10 protein-coding genes are annotated in these 16,582 nt (G+C 61.4%); 1 reads left to right on the top strand and 9 read right to left on the bottom strand.

The features are described from left to right. Positions 1-118: 118 nt before the first annotated feature. From CKV89_RS07275 to CKV89_RS07240, 8 genes are all read right to left on the bottom strand, one after another. On the bottom strand, positions 119-766 hold the full coding sequence (locus CKV89_RS07275) for an IMPACT family protein (RefSeq protein WP_028327708.1): 648 nt from the start codon (positions 764-766) through the stop codon (positions 119-121). After that, positions 763-2,406, bottom strand: a complete 1,644-nt coding sequence (locus tag CKV89_RS07270; RefSeq protein ID WP_028327707.1) for a dipeptide ABC transporter ATP-binding protein — start codon at positions 2,404-2,406, stop codon at positions 763-765. Before CKV89_RS07270 ends, CKV89_RS07275 begins: the two co-directional genes overlap by 4 nt. Beyond that, positions 2,403-3,233: an ABC transporter permease gene (locus CKV89_RS07265; protein ID WP_028327706.1), complete on the bottom strand. Its 831-nt coding sequence runs from the start codon at positions 3,231-3,233 to the stop codon at positions 2,403-2,405. The genes CKV89_RS07270 and CKV89_RS07265 overlap by 4 nt, the downstream gene beginning before the upstream one ends. Further along, positions 3,230-4,225 (bottom strand): ABC transporter permease, encoded by a 996-nt coding sequence (locus tag CKV89_RS07260; protein WP_084441307.1) that lies wholly within the window; start codon positions 4,223-4,225, stop codon positions 3,230-3,232. The genes CKV89_RS07265 and CKV89_RS07260 overlap by 4 nt, the downstream gene beginning before the upstream one ends. A 26-nt stretch (positions 4,226-4,251) precedes the next feature. Continuing rightward, complete coding sequence (locus tag CKV89_RS07255) at positions 4,252-5,748, bottom strand: ABC transporter substrate-binding protein (RefSeq protein WP_028327704.1); 1,497 nt, start codon at positions 5,746-5,748, stop codon at positions 4,252-4,254. 143 nt (positions 5,749-5,891) lie between these two features. Next, complete coding sequence (locus tag CKV89_RS07250) at positions 5,892-7,166, bottom strand: DUF445 domain-containing protein (RefSeq protein WP_028327703.1); 1,275 nt, start codon at positions 7,164-7,166, stop codon at positions 5,892-5,894. Between the two features lie 26 nt (positions 7,167-7,192). Next, a complete protein-coding gene (locus CKV89_RS07245) occupies positions 7,193-9,154 on the bottom strand; it encodes a malectin domain-containing carbohydrate-binding protein (RefSeq protein ID WP_028327702.1) in 1,962 nt (653 codons plus the stop codon). A 175-nt stretch (positions 9,155-9,329) separates the two neighbouring features. Next, the gene (locus tag CKV89_RS07240; protein ID WP_051277689.1) at positions 9,330-11,501 is read right to left on the bottom strand and encodes a glycosyltransferase; all 2,172 of its coding nucleotides are present in this window, start codon (positions 11,499-11,501) and stop codon (positions 9,330-9,332) included. A gap of 586 nt (positions 11,502-12,087) precedes the next feature. On the opposite strand from CKV89_RS07240, the gene CKV89_RS07235 reads away from it, so the two are divergent. Next, a complete protein-coding gene (locus tag CKV89_RS07235; protein ID WP_324603354.1) occupies positions 12,088-13,614 on the top strand; it encodes a sugar transferase in 1,527 nt (508 codons plus the stop codon). A gap of 66 nt (positions 13,615-13,680) precedes the next feature. Here the strand turns inward: CKV89_RS07235 and CKV89_RS07230 are convergent, their stop codons facing one another. After that, entirely contained in the window at positions 13,681-16,521 is a 2,841-nt protein-coding gene (locus CKV89_RS07230; RefSeq protein ID WP_028327701.1) for a vitamin B12-dependent ribonucleotide reductase, read from the bottom strand. Positions 16,522-16,582 lie beyond the last annotated feature (61 nt).

Below are 16,582 nucleotides of genomic sequence, written 5' to 3'. Positions count from 1 at the left end.
GCCTGGGGAGCATGACAGCGCACGCACTCGTATGGCGGGCCGCATTACCAACTTACCGGGTTTTGAGAAAGGTTCGTAGAAACAATCCATCCGCAGCAGTGATGAACAGGCTGGTTGACTACTGGTGAGGGTTTTGGATTGGTGACCAGGTGGGGCCGAGGAGTTCGGTGGTGCCGTGTCCGGATGAGGTGGAAGCGACGATTTCGGTGACGTCGTTTTCGAGGTCGCTTCTGATGTCTACGAGCATGGTGACGTTGTTGGTTGTGTACTCCACATCGTGGAATGCGCATCCCATGGCGCGTAGTGCGTTTTCGGTTTTTCCTGCGCAGTTCATGTTTGTGGTGATGCGTAGGCGTTTGCCTTCTGCGTAGGTGATGGTTTCGGCGGTTTCGATTGCGGCGATGGTGGCGTCTGTGTATGCGCGAACTAGTCCGCCTGTTCCTAGCAGGGTGCCTCCGAACCAGCGTGTGACGACTACGACGACGTTGCTCAGTCCGTGTCCTGCGATGGTTTCGAGGATGGGCATTCCGGCTGTGCCTGATGGTTCTCCGTCGTCGCTGCTGCGGCGGGTTTCTTGGTTGTGGCCGAGGATGAAGGCGCTGCAGTGGTGGCGAGCGTCCCAGTGTTCGCGCCGTGCGGTGTCGATGACTGCGCGGGCTGTTGTTTCGTCGGTGACTGGTTCGATGTGGGCGAGGAATCGGGAGTTTTTTACGTCGATTTCTGCGCTGGTTGGGTGGCTGATGGTGGTGTAGAAGCGTTCGCTCATGTTGGCTCCGTCGCGAGGTCGGCGGCCTGTTTGCCTGCGAGGGCGCCGGTGATGGTGGGGGCTGAGGCGATGAGGCGTTGGGTGTAGGGGTGTTGTGGGGCGTGGTAGAGGTCTGTGCTTGGTCTGTCTTCGACGATGTGTCCTGACTGCATGACGATGGTGCGTTCGCAGAGGTCTTGGACGACGAATAGGTCGTGGCTGATGAATAGGAGGGTGAATCCGATGCTGTCTGCGAGGGAGGTGAGTAGGTCGAGGATGTGGCCGCGGACGGTGACGTCCAGGGCGCTGACGGCTTCGTCTGCGAGCAGGAGGGTTGGGTTGGGTGCCAGGGCGCGGGCGATGGCGATGCGTTGGCGTTGGCCGCCGGAGAATTCGTGGGGGTAGCGGGTGGCGGCGTCGGGTTCGAGGCCGACGGCTTCGAGAAGTTCCCATACGCGTTCGCGGTGGAGGGTGCGTTTTCGGGCGCGTAGTGGTTCGGCGATGCTTTGCCAGACGCGCATATGGGGGTCGAGGGATCCTGCGGGGTCTTGGAACACCATTTGGAGTCGGTCTCGGAGGAATCCGAGTTCTCGTTCGGGGCGTGCGGTGATGTGTTCTCCGTCGATGCGGATGGTGCCGCTGGTGGGGTTTTGTAGGCCAGCGAGGCAGCGCAGCAGGGTGGTTTTTCCGGAGCCGGATTCGCCGACGATTCCGAGGCGTTCTCCGGGGTTGAGGGTGAATGAGACGTCATGTAGGGCGGTGACTGCTTCTCGGGTGGGCCGTCCAAAGCGGCGTTGGGGGGCGAATGTGTGGGTGAGGTTGTCGACTTCTACGTGGGCGCCGTGGCGGGTGGGGGGTGGCTGGTGGCTGCTGGTGCGGGGGGTGGTGGCGCGGTCGGCGGCGCTGACGAGTAGGCGGGTGTATTCGTGTTGGGGTGTTGATAGTGCGGTGTGTGTGGGGGCGTGGTCAACGAGGGTGCCGTTTTTCATGACGAGGAGGCGTTCGCAGACGGTGCCGACGACGGCGATGTCGTGGGAGATGAATAGGACTGCTGATCCGCGTTGGGTGGCGCCTGCGACGATGCGTTCGAGGACGGATGCTTGGACGGTGACGTCGAGTGCGGTTGTGGGTTCGTCGCAGATGAGGAGGTCGGGGGTTCCTGCCATGGCGATGGCTGCGACGACGCGTTGTCGTTGTCCCCCGGAAAGTTGGTGGGGGTATGCGGTCATGGTGTGGGTGGGGTTGGGGAGCCGCATTTCTTCGAGGAGTTCGATGGCGGCGGTGCGTGCGTGGGTGCGGTTGAGTGCGGCGCGGGCTTGGAGGGCTTCGATGATTTGGTTACCGACGCGCATGGTGGGGTCGAGTGCGGTCATCGGTTCTTGGAAGATGAAACCGATGTTGGCGGCGGCGGTGCGGGTGTGGTGTCGGGTGTTGAGGAGGTTGTTGCCGTAGAGGTTGATGGTGCCGGTGGTGGTGAGGTTTTCGGGTAGGAGTCCGGCGATGGCGGCTGCGGTGAGTGATTTTCCGGAGCCGGATTCTCCGATGAGTCCGACTCTTTCTCCGGGTGCGATGTGGAGGTTGATGTTGTTGACGAGGATTTTTTCTCCGGTGGTGATGTGGAGGTTGTGGACGTCGATGAGTGGTGGTGCGGTGGTGGTCATCGGTGTCGTCCTCGTAGTCGGGGATCGGTGAGGTCGCGCAGTCCGTCTCCGAGGAGGTTGAATCCGAGTACGGCGGTGGCGATGGCTGTTCCGGGGATGAGCGCGAGTCCGGCGTGGGAGTAGAGGAATTCTTGTCCTTCTTGGAGCATGCGGCCCCAGGAGGGTTGGGGTGGTGGGGTGCCTAGGCCGAGGAAGCTGAGTGCTGCTTCGGCGAGGATGGCCATGGCGAAGGCGACGGAGCATTGAATGATGATGGTGCCGCGGATTCCGGGCCAGATGTGGGTGTAGGCAATGGACCAGGGGCTGCGTCCGGCTAGTTGTGCGGCGGCGATGTAGTCGCTGGTGAGGATGCGTAGGGCGTTGGCGCGGGTGATGCGTAGGAAGGTGGGGATTCCGGCGATGCCGATGGCGGTGACGGCGGTGAGGGTGCTGCTGCCGAAGATGGCGCCGAGCATGATGGCTAGGAGGAGTGCAGGGAAGGCCAGGAGGATGTCGGCGGCGCGTAGGAGGGTGGTGCTGATGGGGCGGGGGCCCATGGCTGCGAGGATGCCTAGTGGGACACCGATGAGTGCGGATATGGCCACGGATGTGATGCCTACGGTGAGGGTGGTGCGTGCTCCGACGAGGATTTGGCTGAATACGTCGCGGCCGAATTTGTCTGTTCCGAGCCAGTGTTGTGCGGTTATGCCTTGGAGTCGTTGGGTTGGGTGCATGGCGGTGGGGTCGTAGGGGGTCCAGATGAAGGAGCAGGCTGCGGCGAGGATGACCAGGCTTGATAGGGCTGCGCCGGTGATGAGGAGGGCGGGTAGGCGGCGGTGTTTGTTCATGCGTGGACCCGGATTCGGGGGTTGAGGAGGGTGTAGAGCAGGTCGACGAGGGTGTTGAGGATGAGGATGGCGATGACTAGGAGCATGACGACGTCTTGGATGACGAGTAGGTCGCGGTTGCCGACGGCGTCGAGCAGGAGGGATCCGAGGCCGGGGATGGCGAAGACTTGTTCGATGATGACGGCTCCGATGAGCATGCTGGCTAGTTGGATGCCCAGGATGGTGATGACGGGGATGGCGGTGTTGCGTAGTACGTGGGTGGTGATGAGGTGGGGGGTGCTGATGCCTGTTGAGCGGGCGGTGCGGATGTGGTCTTGGTGCCAGGTTTCGAGTACGGCGGCGCGGATGTAGCGGGTGAGGATGGCGCCTTGGACGAGGCCCAGGGACAGGGCTGGCAGGGTGAGGTGGGCGAGGAAGCTGGTGGGGTTGTGGGCTGGGACGGCCCATCCGGAGCTGGGGAGGAGTCCGGCGTGGACGGATAGAAGGGTGACGAGGATGATGGCGACGAGGAAGGAGGGTAGGGATACGCCGATTTGGCTGAGGGTTGAGATGGCGATGCCGTCGGCATGGCGGTGGCGTAGGGCCGCGTGGATGCCTGCGGGGATGGCGATGAGTAGGGCGATGACCAGTCCTGCGGCGACGAGCCAGCAGGTGACGGCGGCGCGGTCCAGGATTTGGGGGGTGATGGCTGCGCCGGTGACGTAGCTGTTTCCTAGGTCGAGGGTGATGAGGCTGTGGATCCAGTCGAAGTATTGGGTCAGTAGGGGGCGGTCGAGGCCGTATTGGGTGCGTAGCGCGGCGACGGCTTCGTCGGAGGCGTTAAGTCCTAGGGCGATGCGGGCGGGGTCCCCGGGCAGGATGTTCATGAATGTGAACACGAGTATGGATGCGGCTAGGAGGGATGCCGCGAGGTTGGTTATTCGTTGTAGGGGTGTGGTTGCCCGTGGTGGTTGCCGGGTGGGGGTGGCTCCCTCTGGAGGGGGTGTAGTCATGGGGTGGTGCCGCTCGGTCGTGGTGTTTATTTGCGGGCGATGCGGGTCAGGTCGAAGGACTCGGAGGTGTCGTTGGCTCTGATTCCGGTGAGGTCTGATTTGTGGACGACGAGGTGAGGCATGAGGAAGAGGAAGTCAGCGGCGGCGTGTTCGGAGATGCGTTGTGCTGCTGCTTTGAGGTTTTCGATTTCTTGGGCGGGGGTGCCTTGGTCGGCTTCTTCGATGAGGCGGGTGAATTCGGGGTCGTTGTAGCCGAGGTAGTAGTTGGGTGAGAAGACGCGGCCCATGTCGCGGGGTTCTACGTGGGCGATGATGGTGGCGTCGTAGTCCTTGCTTTTCATGACTTGGGAGAGCCATGCGGCAGGGAATTCGAGTTGGTCGAGTTGGACGGTGAAGCCGACGGCTTCGAGGTCGCTTTTGACGACTTGGCCGCAGGAGATGGCGTAGGCCGTGTTGGGTAGGCGTAGCCGGATGGTGGGGTTGGGGGTGCCGGCGGAGGCGAGGAGGGCTTTGGCTTTGTCTTGGTCGTAGGGGTGGTTGTGGGTGGTGTCTTCGTACCAGGGGTCGGTGGGCGGGACCATGGAGCCGATGTGGGTGCCTTTTCCGGCCCAGCAGGTTTTGAGGAGGCTGGGTTTGTCGATGGCGGTGCGTGCGGCTTGGCGGACGCGTTCGTCGGTGAAAGGTCCGGTGGCGTTGTTGAAGGCTAGGAGGACTTCGCCGGTGGTGGTGCCTTCGGTGATTTTGTATTCGGGTCGGTTTTTGAATTGGCCGAGTGATTCGGGTGAGGCGAGGTTGCTGATGATGTCGATGCCGCCGGAGAGGAGGGCGTTGTTGAGTGCGTTGCCGTCTTTGAAGTAGCGCAGGGTGACGTTGCGGAAGTGGGGGGTGGTTCCGGCGAAGTGTGGGTTGGGGCCTAGTTGGAGTGAGTCGCCGCGTTTCCAGCTGGTTACGGTGTAGGGGCCGGTGCCGTTGGTGGTGGTGGCGTGGTCGCTTTTGTCGTTGCGGCTGAACATGGCTCCGACGCGGGTGGTCATGCGGTAGAGCCAGTCGTTGCTGGGGCGTTCGAGGGTGACGCGTAGTTCGTTGGGGGCTGTGGCTTCGGCTTTTTCGACGACGTCCATGTAGTCGGCTACGGAGGTGGTCCAGTCGGTGGAGACGCGGTTGATGGAGTAGACGGCGTCTTCAGCGGTGAAGGGGGCTCCGGAGGCGAATTTGGCGTCGTCGACGAGTTTGAAGGTGTAGACCTTGCGGTCGTTGGAGACGGTCCAGGAGCTGGCGAGGGCGGGCACGATCATGCCGTGTTCGTCGAGGGTGACGAGGCCTTCGTAGACGTTGCCTAGGAGGGCTTCGGGGATAGCGGCGCCGTCGTTTTTGGTGAAGTCGAGGCTGACTGGTTCGGCGGTGAATCCGACGGTGAGTCGGGTTCCGGAGGATGGGTCTTCGTTAGTGGACCCGGCCGAGCATGCGGCGATCGTGGCCAGTGCGAGCGCGCTTGCGAGGGTCTTGACGAGGCGGCGGGTCATCGGTCCTCCTGTTGTCCACCTGCATTGATGCACCAGGTGTGGCGGGCCCACGGTGTCGGTGCGGGGAAGATTCCGGTGCCGTCGCAGCATACGTCAGGGGTGGGGTGGGTTGTGGAGGACGTGCGGTTTTGTCTGTTGTTCTCTCACAGCAGTAGGTGGGAGATGGTGTGGATGAGTAGGCCGGCAAGGCCGCCGACGATGGTGCCGTTGATGCGGATGTATTGGAGGTCTTTGCCGACGTGTAGTTCGATGCGTTCGGCTGCTTCTTTGCCGTCCCAGGAGCGGATGACTTGGGAGATGACGGTGGCGATGTCGCGTCCGAAGGTGGCGATGAGGGCTTCGGCGGAGGATGCCAGACGGTTGGTGACGGTTTGGGCTAGCTGTGGGTCGGTGAGAAGTCGTTGTCCGAATGCGCGTAGTTCGTCGGTGGCGCGGTTGATGAGGTGGCTGTCGGTGTCGGTGAGGGCGCGTTGTCCGACGTTGACGAGTGCTTCCCAGAGGTGGATAGCTGTTTCGGTGGTTTGGGGGTGGGTGAGCAGTCGTGTTTTGAGTGCTTCGGTGCGTTCCATGACTGTGGGGTCGTTTTGGAGGTCGCGGGCTAGGTCGGTGAGGAGGTCGTCGATGGCTTGGCGTACGCGGTGGTAGGGGGTGGATCGGACTTCTTGGATCCATTTGACGCATTCGGTGTGGACGCGGTCGGTGACGATTCCGTTGAGCCAGTCGGGGGTCCAGGTGGGGGCGCGGTCGGCGATGAGTGTGCTGAATTGTTCGGGGTTGTCTAGGAGCCAGGCGAGGGCTTCGTCGAGGAGTAGGTCAACTAGGCCGGTGTGGATGCGGTCGGTGACGATTTCGTCCAGGAGGGCTCCGGCTAGGGGGCTGATGGGTTCGTGGGTGAGTTTGGGGACGAGGGTGTGGTTGATGAAGCCGCGGATTTCGTTGTCGTCGACGCTGTTGAGTGCGCGGGCTGCGACGGGGGCGAGTCGGTGGACGACGCGTTCGGCGTGGTCATCTTCGGTGAGCCATCGTCCGGTGCGTTGGGCGATGTTCATGGTTTGGACTCGTTGTCGGACGGCGTCGGGGGTGAGGAAGTAGCCGAGGAAGAAGTCTTCGAGGCTGGTGGCGACGGTGTCTTTTTTGCGGGGTATGAGGGCGGTGTGTGGGATGGGTAGGCCTAGGGGGTGGCGGAAGATGGCGGTGACGGCGAACCAGTCGGCGAGGGCGCCGATCATGGCAGCTTCTGCGGTGGCGTTGACGTATTCCCAGGGCCCGTCGTGGCCGAAGGTGAGGGCGTAGACGATGGCGGCGATGATGAGTAGGGCGGTGGCGACGGTGCGCATGATGCGCAGGCCGCGGGCGCGTTCGGCGTCGGCGGCCTGCGGTGTGGTGAGGCTGGGGGTGGCTGGATGTGTGGTCGCCATGGGTTCATTGTGGCGTGTGGGTTGGGTCAGGGGCGTTTCATGCGGTGGAGGTATTCGGCTGTGGCGTGGGGGTTGTCGGTGAAGAGGTTGGAGCGGATGTAGGGGGCGTTTTCGTGGAAGTAGGACTCGTATCCGATCCAGCGGGCATTGCGGGTTAGCCAGTCGTAGACGAAGGCGATGTAGCGGGGGTTGTCGCCGCCGCTGTTGGGGTTTGCTGGGGCGATTCCCCATTCGGGTAGGACGAATTTTTTGTTGTGGGTTTTGGCGAAGTTGAGCCAGAAGTTCCAGCCGTAGGGGGCGTCGCGGTGGTGGGCGATGTTGGTGTCGTTTGTGTAGCCGGGGTCCCAGTCGTAGGCGTCCATGCCGATGTAGTCGACGCAGTCATCGCCGGGGTAGAAGGTGCGTGCGTCGGTGGTGTCGGTTTGTCCGGGGCCTTCGTTGACTACCCAGGCGATGCGTAGACGTGGGCCGCTTTTGCGTAGTGCGGTGACGGCGTGGCGGTAGGCCTGTTTCCATTGGGTGGCGCTGTGGGCGTAGGCGGCGTGTTTCCAGCCGGGGAGGTTCATTTCCCAGCCGAGGCGGATGTATGCGGTGGGGTATTTTGCGGCGATCATGCGGCCGAAGTTTTCCCATTGGGTGTTGTAGCCGCCGGTGCTTGCGGTGGTGAGGTTGCCGTCGTCGGGCCAAAGGGGGACGCCGACGTCGAGGGTGCCTGTGTAGCGGGTGGGGATGCGTTGGTTGTCCATGAACCAGTCGTTGGACATTTCGGCCCAGTTTTCTCGGCTGGGGAAGACGGTGATGACGTCGGCGGCTCGTCCTCGGTGTTGGATGAACTGGGTGGCGATGTCGGCGCGGTGCATGGGGAAGAGGCCTGAGTCGAAGGGCATGCCACTGGGTCGTTGGGTTGTGGTGGGGGGTTTGGGATTGCTGGGGGGTGCGGGTTTTTTGTCGGTTCGGGTGATGGTGATGGCTGATAGGAGTGCGAGGTTGGTTTTGTTGATGGGGGTGATGTCGAGTCGACCGTCGGTGACTGTGGTGGTTAGGCGTAGGTCGTGGGCGGTGTTTTTGCCTGCGGCTTTGTAGATGTCGATGTTGGTGAGTTTGGTGGTTCCTTCGGCTTTGATGTCGAAGATGCGTTGGCCGGGTTTATTCCAGAAGGCTTCTCTGGTGTGGAGGGTGATGGTGTAGGTGCCGTTGGGTAGGGGGTGGGACCAGTTTTTCCAGCGGATGAGTTCGGGGCGGTAGAGGGTGTCGCTGGTGGTGCCTTTGATGTCGGTGGTGGGTGGGAGTGGTTCGACGAGGTCTCCGCCGGTGAAGCCGCGGCGAGCGATGTAGGTGTTGCCAGCGGCGTCTTTGATGGGTTTGGTGTAGGTGGTCATGCGCAGCACTGTGGTGCTGGTTGTGGGTGCGGGCTGGGCTGGGGGGTTGGGTTTGCTGGGGGGTGTGGTGGGGGTGATGTCGATGGCGGAGATGAGGGCGCTGTCTGCGGTGGCGGTGAATCCGAGGTTGAGGTGGCCGTCGGTGATGGTGGTGTTGAAGGTGCGGTCGTAGGCGTGGTTTTTCCCGACGGCTTTGATGATGTCGATGTTGTCCAGGGCGGGGTTTCCTTCGGCGGTGACGGAGAAGACGCGTTGACCGGGTTTGTCCCACCAGGCTTCGCGCATTTTGAGGGTGATGGTGTAGGTGCCGTTGGGTAGGGGTGTTGTCCAGGAGTTCATGCGGACGTGTTCGTGGCGGTAGAGCTCGTCTTCGGTGGTTCCGGCGATGTCGTAGTTTCCCCAGTAGGAGGTGGATTTGTCTCCGGTGTCGAATCCGCTGGTGGGGCTCCAGGTGTGACCGTGGGTGTCGGTGATTGGGGTGAGGGCGGTGGTGATGCGGATGGTGTTGCCGGGGGCGGGTGTGGCGGCGAGGGCGATGCTGGTGGGCGCGGCCAGGGCGAGGAGGGTGAAGGCGGCCAGGGCGCGTGTGGTGGCGTGGTGTGGACGCATGGGTAGGGCGCTTTCGAGTGGGGAGAAAGAGTCGCTTTCCTGTCGGGTGTGAGGGCGACTTTTCTGAGGTGTTCCTTCAGGCGCCTGCTGCTTCCCCCGGGGGCCAGGGGTGCGTGTAGGGGGCCGATGGTGTCCCATCGGCCCCCTACACAGTTAGCTTGTTCAGGTGTGGTGTTTAGGCGGTGGTGGTGTCTGTGTGTGCGGGTTTTGCTGCTTCGAGTAGTTGTTCGATGGGCGCTAGGGCCGCGTCCCAGCCGTAGACGGCCAGCATCGCATCGACGGCATCTTGGGGCAGGATTTTTTCTCCGTGGAGCAGTTCTATCTCGATTGCTTCGCAGAAGCGGCTGAGGTCTTCGGAGGTGGTGCGGATGACTCCTTCGGGGAGTCCGTCGAGTCCGGATGCACCGACGTGGGTTGAGACTGAGGGCAGGCCGTATCCAATGTATTCGAGCAGTTTGATGCGGGATCCGCCGCCTTCGAGGAGGGGGGCGATGCCTAGTCGTGCTCGTTCGAGGAGGGGGGCCATGCTGGGCACATTTGCTTCGAGGCGGGTTCCGGGTGCTGCTTGGACGCGGGCGCGGAATTCTTCGGAAGGGTTGCGTCCGGCGATGGTTAGGACGAGTCCGTGGTGGCGGGAGATGAGGTCGGCCCATTGGGGTGATTCGATGAGCCAGAGGATGCCGTTGATGTTGGGGCGCCAGTCGAGGGCTCCGGTGAAGAGCAGTTCGAGGGAGTCGATTTTGGCGGCTTGGCTGCCTCCGCGTCGTTTTTCCGGTGGTGGTGGGGTGACGCCGTTGCGAGCCACGATTACGGTGCTGGTGCCGTCTTTGCGGGCTTGGTGGGCGTCGTGTTCGGTGCAGACGATCATGGGGTGGCGTGCCCCGGTGCCTTTTTCGAGGGTTTTGAGCAGGGCGGCTTCAGCGTAGGCGGCGACTTTCATGGCGCCGGTTTCGGCGTGGGCGCGTTGGGCCATGAGGTCGGATTCGACGTTGTGTGTGCTCAGCCAGACGGGTAGTCCTTCGGGGAGGATGTCGGCGATTGCGAAGAGGCTGGTGTGGTCGATGATCGATCCGCGGAAGGGGCCGTATTGCTCGAGTGCGTACTGGACTCCTTCGATAACGGCGTCGCCGCACAGTCGTAGGGCTCCTAGGCTGCGGTATCGCATGAAGCTGGTGGCGTCTTCGACGCGGCTGAAGGGCCCTGACTTGGGGGTGAAGATGTCTTCGACGGTGAAGTGCTCGCCGCTGCCGCTGGCTTTTTTGACGCCTTTGGGGGTGACGAGGATGACGTCGTCGCGTTCGGCGAACCAGCGCACCATGGCTAGGGTGCGCAGCATGCCTCCGGAGGTTGCTGGGATGCCGAATTCTTTGGTGACGAAGAGGAATGGGAGTCCGGGTACGCCTGCTGCTCGGGCGGTGGGTGAGGTTTCGAGGAAGCGGGAGCGGGCTACTTCACGGCCGCCGACGTTGGCGCGGCCGGTGGCGACGCCTTTGGCGTATTCAACGTAGAGCTTGGCCAGGGGGCGGTCGCCGCGGGCCAGTTCGCGGGCGGCGCGCAGGGCGTAGCCGCCGAGCATGGCTCCGCGCATCACTTTGGCTTCGGGGCCGGTGTGGTAGCGCTTGACGTAATTGGTGAAGGAGGCGCCGCGGAGGCGGAGCATTTCTTTGCTGGGTGCTCCGGAATTGCCTGCGCCGTGGGGAACGATGACGTCTGAGCGGAGCACTTCGGCTAGGCCTGCTTCACGGGCGCGGCGGCCGAACGACATGTCTTCGGAGTAGACGTAGAAGGATTCGTCGAATCCTTCTAGGCGGCGGAACTGTTCGGTGCGTACTGCCATGCAGGCGCCGGTTGTCCATTCGACGGAGACGTTTTCGCCCATTTCGGGTTTGGCGTAGACCCCGGCTTTGGGGAAGCGTTTGTGGAGTCCGGCGGCGTAAACGATGGTGCGTGGGACGGTGGGTTCCCATCCGCCGACGCCCATTTCGACTCCGTTTGTAGAGACCATGGTTGCGGCGTGGGAGGCGGCGAGCACGTCAACGGCTAGACCGTCGACGAGGGCTTGCATGTCGCTCATGGTGGGTCGTGAGTCGGGGTTGACGAAGACGACGAAGGGGGCGCTGCTGGTGAATGCGCCTTTGTTGGCGGCGCGGGCGAAGCCGACGTTGCCGCCGTCGAGGTAGCGCACATTGGGGTGTTTTCGAGCCCATTGGTCTAGGCCGTCGATGCCTTGTCCGTTGTCGACGATGGCGATGGGTAGTTCTTCTGGCCATCCGGCGACGAGCTCTTCTACGTGTTCCCTGCTTTTGTAGGTGACGAGGACGACCTCGAAGTCATTCTTCGTGCTCATGTGTCTTCTCCCCTGATCCGGCGAACACGTCCTCGCTTGATCGGCGGCTCACCCCGGTGTGTTGGTAGCCGTTGCGGCGGCCGCGTGACCGTGGTGGGGTGTGCGGACTTGTCGTGCTCGAGATTCTCGTTGTGATTCTTGACGACCTTACCGAGCTGGTTGCTGTGGGGTAAGGCGGGCTGTGCGCATGCCGTGTGGAGTTCGGGGTGTGGGCCGGTGTGTGGGTTGTTTTGTGTTCACCACGCGAGTCGTACCGGTGTGGGGGTGCCGCTAGACTTCGTGGGCAGTTGTCCAGGTCGGGCGCCCGTCTCACACTCCTTTTTAGGTACGTCGTTCTCGAGTGTGGTTGGCCGCCTCTTGCGTTCCCTACGTGAAGGGGGCGTGCTCGGTGCTTCATCGATTGAGAGGGCGTTCCCGCCCGAGCCTCGGCACGAGCGCTATCCGTGGCCCAGCGTGGGGACACGTTCTCGTGTTGAAGAGGGGATCCACGCCGTGGGGGCGTGGTTTTTGGTCGTGAGCGCGATGGAGCGGAGCCGGCTAGGCAGCGGGGGGCCGCTGCGGCGGCGACATTTTGGGGAGGTTTATTTTGTCGATTCACGAACGTGAGTCTGTGCCTGTGCAACACCGCACTGATGCGGGAGTTTTGGGGCATGAGCAGGGCAATGATTCATTGTCTGCCGGTGGCGCTGATCGCGGCGCTGCGCGTGGCGCGTGGTCACGCATGTACCTGCATCGGATTGTTGTGCTGGATGTGATTTCGGCGGTGCTGGGGCTTTTCTTGGCACTGAAAATTGGGCCTACTCGGGATGAGATCGCCGGTGGGTACATTCTGGCTAGTGCCCCTATCCCGTTGGTGTGGGTGGGGATTCTTGCTTTGTGCCACGCCTATGAGCGCCGTTATTTGGGCGTGTCCGATGAGGAGTATCGGACGGTGGGGCGCGCCGTGGTTGGCATGCTGGGTTTGCTGGCTGTGGCAGGAATGTTCACTAAGGGACAGTGGTCTCGGGCGTACATCATCACGCTGCTGGTGTCGTTGTTTGTGCTGGCCTTGGTTAACCGCCGGATCATGCGTTGGTGGTTGCACAAGAACCGCCGCAACGGTCGTTTGATGCAGCGGACTGTGGTTGTTGGTCGTGCTGATGCTGCAGCCGAGTTGATCCGGCAGATTAAGCGCTCCCCCGATCAGGGTTTCGATGTGGTGGCGGTGTGCACTTCTGGGATGGATTCGTCGTGGAATGCCACCTCCGCGATTGAGGGGGTTCCGGTTTTCGGTAGCCCGGCGGAGGCCACTTCGGCTGTGGATTTGTTTGACGCCGAGGTTGTGGCGGTGACGTCGCATCCGGAGTTGGCGGGTAAGTCTTTGCGTCGCCTTACCTGGGCCTTGGAGGAGCGCAATGTGGAGCTGGTGGTTTCTACCGGGCTTCTCGATGTGGCCGGGCCGCGTTTGTCGATCCGTCAGTCTTCGGACATGTCGCTGCTGCATATTGAGCGTCCCGCGGCGACACGGCAGTCAGAGATTTTGAAGAGCATCATGGACCGCTCTATCGCGGCGGCGTTGATTGTTATTTTCTCTCCGTTGCTTATTGGTGTTGCTGTCGCGATTAAGGTGATTTCGCCGGATGGGCCGGTGATTTTCCGTCAGCAGCGTGTGGGGCAGCGTGGTGAGCTGTTCACGATCTACAAGTTCCGTTCGATGGTCCCTGATGCGGAAAAACGTCTTGCTGATTTGTTGAAGTACAACGAGGGCAACGAAGTCCAGTTCAAGATGAAGAAGGATCCACGGATTATTCCGGGTATCGGTAGCTTCATCCGTAAGTACTCGGTGGATGAGTTGCCGCAGTTGTTCAATGTGTTGTTCGGGACAATGTCGCTGGTGGGGCCGCGCCCGCAGAGCCAGGCCGAAGTTGAGCAGTATGAGCCCGATGCGATGCGTCGTCTGCACGTCAAGCCGGGTATGACGGGATTGTGGCAGGTCAGCGGCCGCAGCGACCTTGATTGGGAGCAGTCGATTCGTCTGGATTTGAAGTACGTGGACAACTGGTCCCCGATTGTGGACTTGAAGATTCTGGTTCGTACCTTCAAGGCAGTGTTCGCCAGCTCTGGAGCGTACTAACCAGCCCGTGTAGAAGCACATCTAAAGGGGGGCACCCATTATCGGGTGCCCCCCTTTAGATGTCTGTTAGCTGCAGCCGCTGGTGGAGCCGCATCCTTCGCAGGCGTAGCAGCTGCCCGCTGGGCGCATCTTGGTGCCGCAGGTCATGCACATGGGTGCATCAGCGATTTTGCCTTGGAGTAGTTCCATCAGGTCTGCTGAGGAGCGCACCGGCGCGGTGTTGCGGCGTTGCTCTTTGGCTCCTGAGACCGGTGTTTGTGAATAGTTTTCCAGTTCGCTTTCTTGGGCTTCGTCGCTGTTTTCGGCGAGGTATGACCCTGTTTCTAGGTGCCGGGCACGTTCTTCGGCGGAGTAGATGCCGTATGCCGAGCGGGTGTCGAAGTCCAGATAGTCCAGTGCCAGACGCCGCGCGACATAGTCCATGATCGATTGAGCCATACGAATGTCGGGGTCGCCTGTCATGCCTGCTGGTTCGAAACGCAGGTTGGAGAACTTTTCCACGAATGTTTCCAGCGGAACGCCGTACTGCAGCCCGATGGAGACTGCGATTGAGAAGGCGTCCATCACTCCGGCCAAGGTTGATCCTTGCTTACCGAATTTGAGGAACACCTCTCCTGGCCGCCCGTTTGTGTAGGCAGAGGCTGTCAGGTACCCCTCGGCTCCTCCTACCGCGAATGATGTTGTCGTTGAGGGGCGTCGCCGGGGCAGGCGGGTGCGCTTGGCCCGGTACTCCACGATCTTTTCTGGCGCAGGCTGTTCAGCAGGCGATTGAGGGTCGGTGGTGGAGGTTTTTTTCGCTCCACCATCAGATAGCGGCTGGCCGACTTTGCAGTTGTCGCGGTATACGGCTAGGGCTTTGAGGCCAAGTTCCCAGCCAGCCATGTACACATCGGCGATGTCTTGGATCGTTGCGCTTTCGGGAAGGTTCACGGTTTTGCTGATCGCTCCGGACAGGAAGGGCTGCGTCGCGGCCATCATGCGCACGTGGCCCATGGGTGCGATTGCCCGTGCCCCCATGGCGCAGTCGAACACTTCGTAGTGTTCTCGTTTCAGTCCGGGGGCGTCGATTACGTGCCCGTGTTCGGCGATGTATTCAACGATGGCTTCTACTTGCTCGTCTTGGTATCCCAGGCTGCGCAGGGCGCGGGGAACAGTGTGGTTGACGATCTGCATTGATCCGCCGCCGACAAGTTTTTTGAATTTGACCAGTGAGAAGTCTGGTTCGATGCCGGTGGTGTCGCAGTCCATCATGAAACCGATCGTGCCGGTTGGGGCCAGCACTGAGGCTTGTGCGTTGCGGTAGCCGTGTTCGCTGCCGATACGTACTACGTCTTCCCATGCCTGGTTGGCGGCTGTGTGGATGCTTTGCGCCATCGGCTCGAAGGTGCGCAGAGTGAGACTGGCATCTCGGTGCATCTGCATGACGCGTTGGTGGGGTTCAGCGTTGCGGGCGTAGCCGTTGTACGGGCCGACGATGCCAGCTAGCTCGGCGGAGCGGCGGTAAGCGGCACCCGTCATCAGGGATGTGATGGCGGCAGCGAGGGCCCTTCCGCCATCGGAATCGTATCCGTGTCCGGTGGCCATGAGGAGTGCGCCGAGGTTGGCGTATCCGATGCCTAGCTGACGGAAGTCGCGTGTGGTTTCAGCGATAGCCAAGGTAGGGAAGTCTGCGAAGCAGATGGAGATGTCCATCGCGGTGAATACGAGTTCGACGGTGTGGGTGAATTTCTCCACATCGAAGGTGTCGTCCTCGCGGAGGAATTTCAGCAGGTTCAGTGAGGCCAGGTTGCAGGAGCTGTTGTCTAGCGACATGTACTCCGAGCAGGGGTTTGAGGCAGTGATTCGGCCAGATTCGGGGGTGGTGTGCCAGTGGTTGATGGTGGTGTCGTATTGCAGTCCGGGGTCGGCGCATTCCCAGGCAGCTTTTGCGATGGTGTCGAACAGTGATTTTGCGTCGACTTCTTCGATGACTTCACCGCTCATGCGGGCTTTGAGGCCGTAGGTGGTGCGGTTTTTGACTGCTTCCATGAAGGCGTCGTCGACGCGTACTGAGTTGTTGGCGTTCTGGTACTGCACGGACACGATGTCTTTGCCGCCTAGATCCATGTCGAATCCGGCGTCGCGCAGGGCGCGGACTTTGTCTTCTTCGCGTGCCTTAGTGAGGATGAATTCTTCAATGTCGGGATGGTCGACATCCAGGATAACCATTTTTGCTGCGCGTCGGGTAGCGCCGCCAGATTTGATGGTTCCTGCCGAGGCGTCGGCGCCACGCATGAAGCTCACTGGCCCTGACGCGGTGCCTCCAGAGGAGAGGAGTTCTTTGCTGGAGCGGATACGGGACAGGTTCAGTCCTGCGCCGGAGCCGCCTTTGAAAATGAATCCTTCTTCGCGGTACCAGTTCAGGATTGACTCCATGGAGTCTTCAACGGAGAGGATGAAGCATGCGCTGACCTGCTGGGGGCTGGCGGTGCCGACGTTGAACCAGACTGGTGAGTTGAAGCTGAAGATTTGATGCACCAGGGCGTAGGTGAGTTCGTGTTCGAAGATTGTGGCGTCTTCGTCCGTGGCGAAGTAGCCGTGTTTTTTTCCTGCGGCGACGTACGTCATGACGACTCGGTCAATCAGTGTTTTGAGTGAGGATTCACGCGTTGGTGTTCCCACTGCGCCGCGGAAGTATTTTGTGGTGACGATGGTGCTGGCGTTCATCGACCAGAAGTCGGGGAATTCGACTCCGTGTTGTTCGAAGATTGTTTCGCCGGTTTTCCAGTTTGTTTGGACAACGTCGCGTTTTTCCCATGTCACCTCTTCGTAGGGGTGCACTCCAGGGGTGGTGAAGATACGCGCGACGGTGATTCCTTCCCTGCCTGCGTGGTCTGATTCAGCCATTGTGTCGGTGGTTTCGCTCATACGTCGTTCCTCCCAGACTCGGCTCTTGCGAAGCCGCTCTACTGTTTGCTCGCCCCGAACG

The sequence above is a fragment of the Dermatophilus congolensis genome, from assembly GCF_900187045.1.
GTDB lineage: Bacteria > Actinomycetota > Actinomycetes > Actinomycetales > Dermatophilaceae > Dermatophilus > Dermatophilus congolensis.
This window is presented reverse-complemented; position numbering and strand designations above follow the sequence as displayed.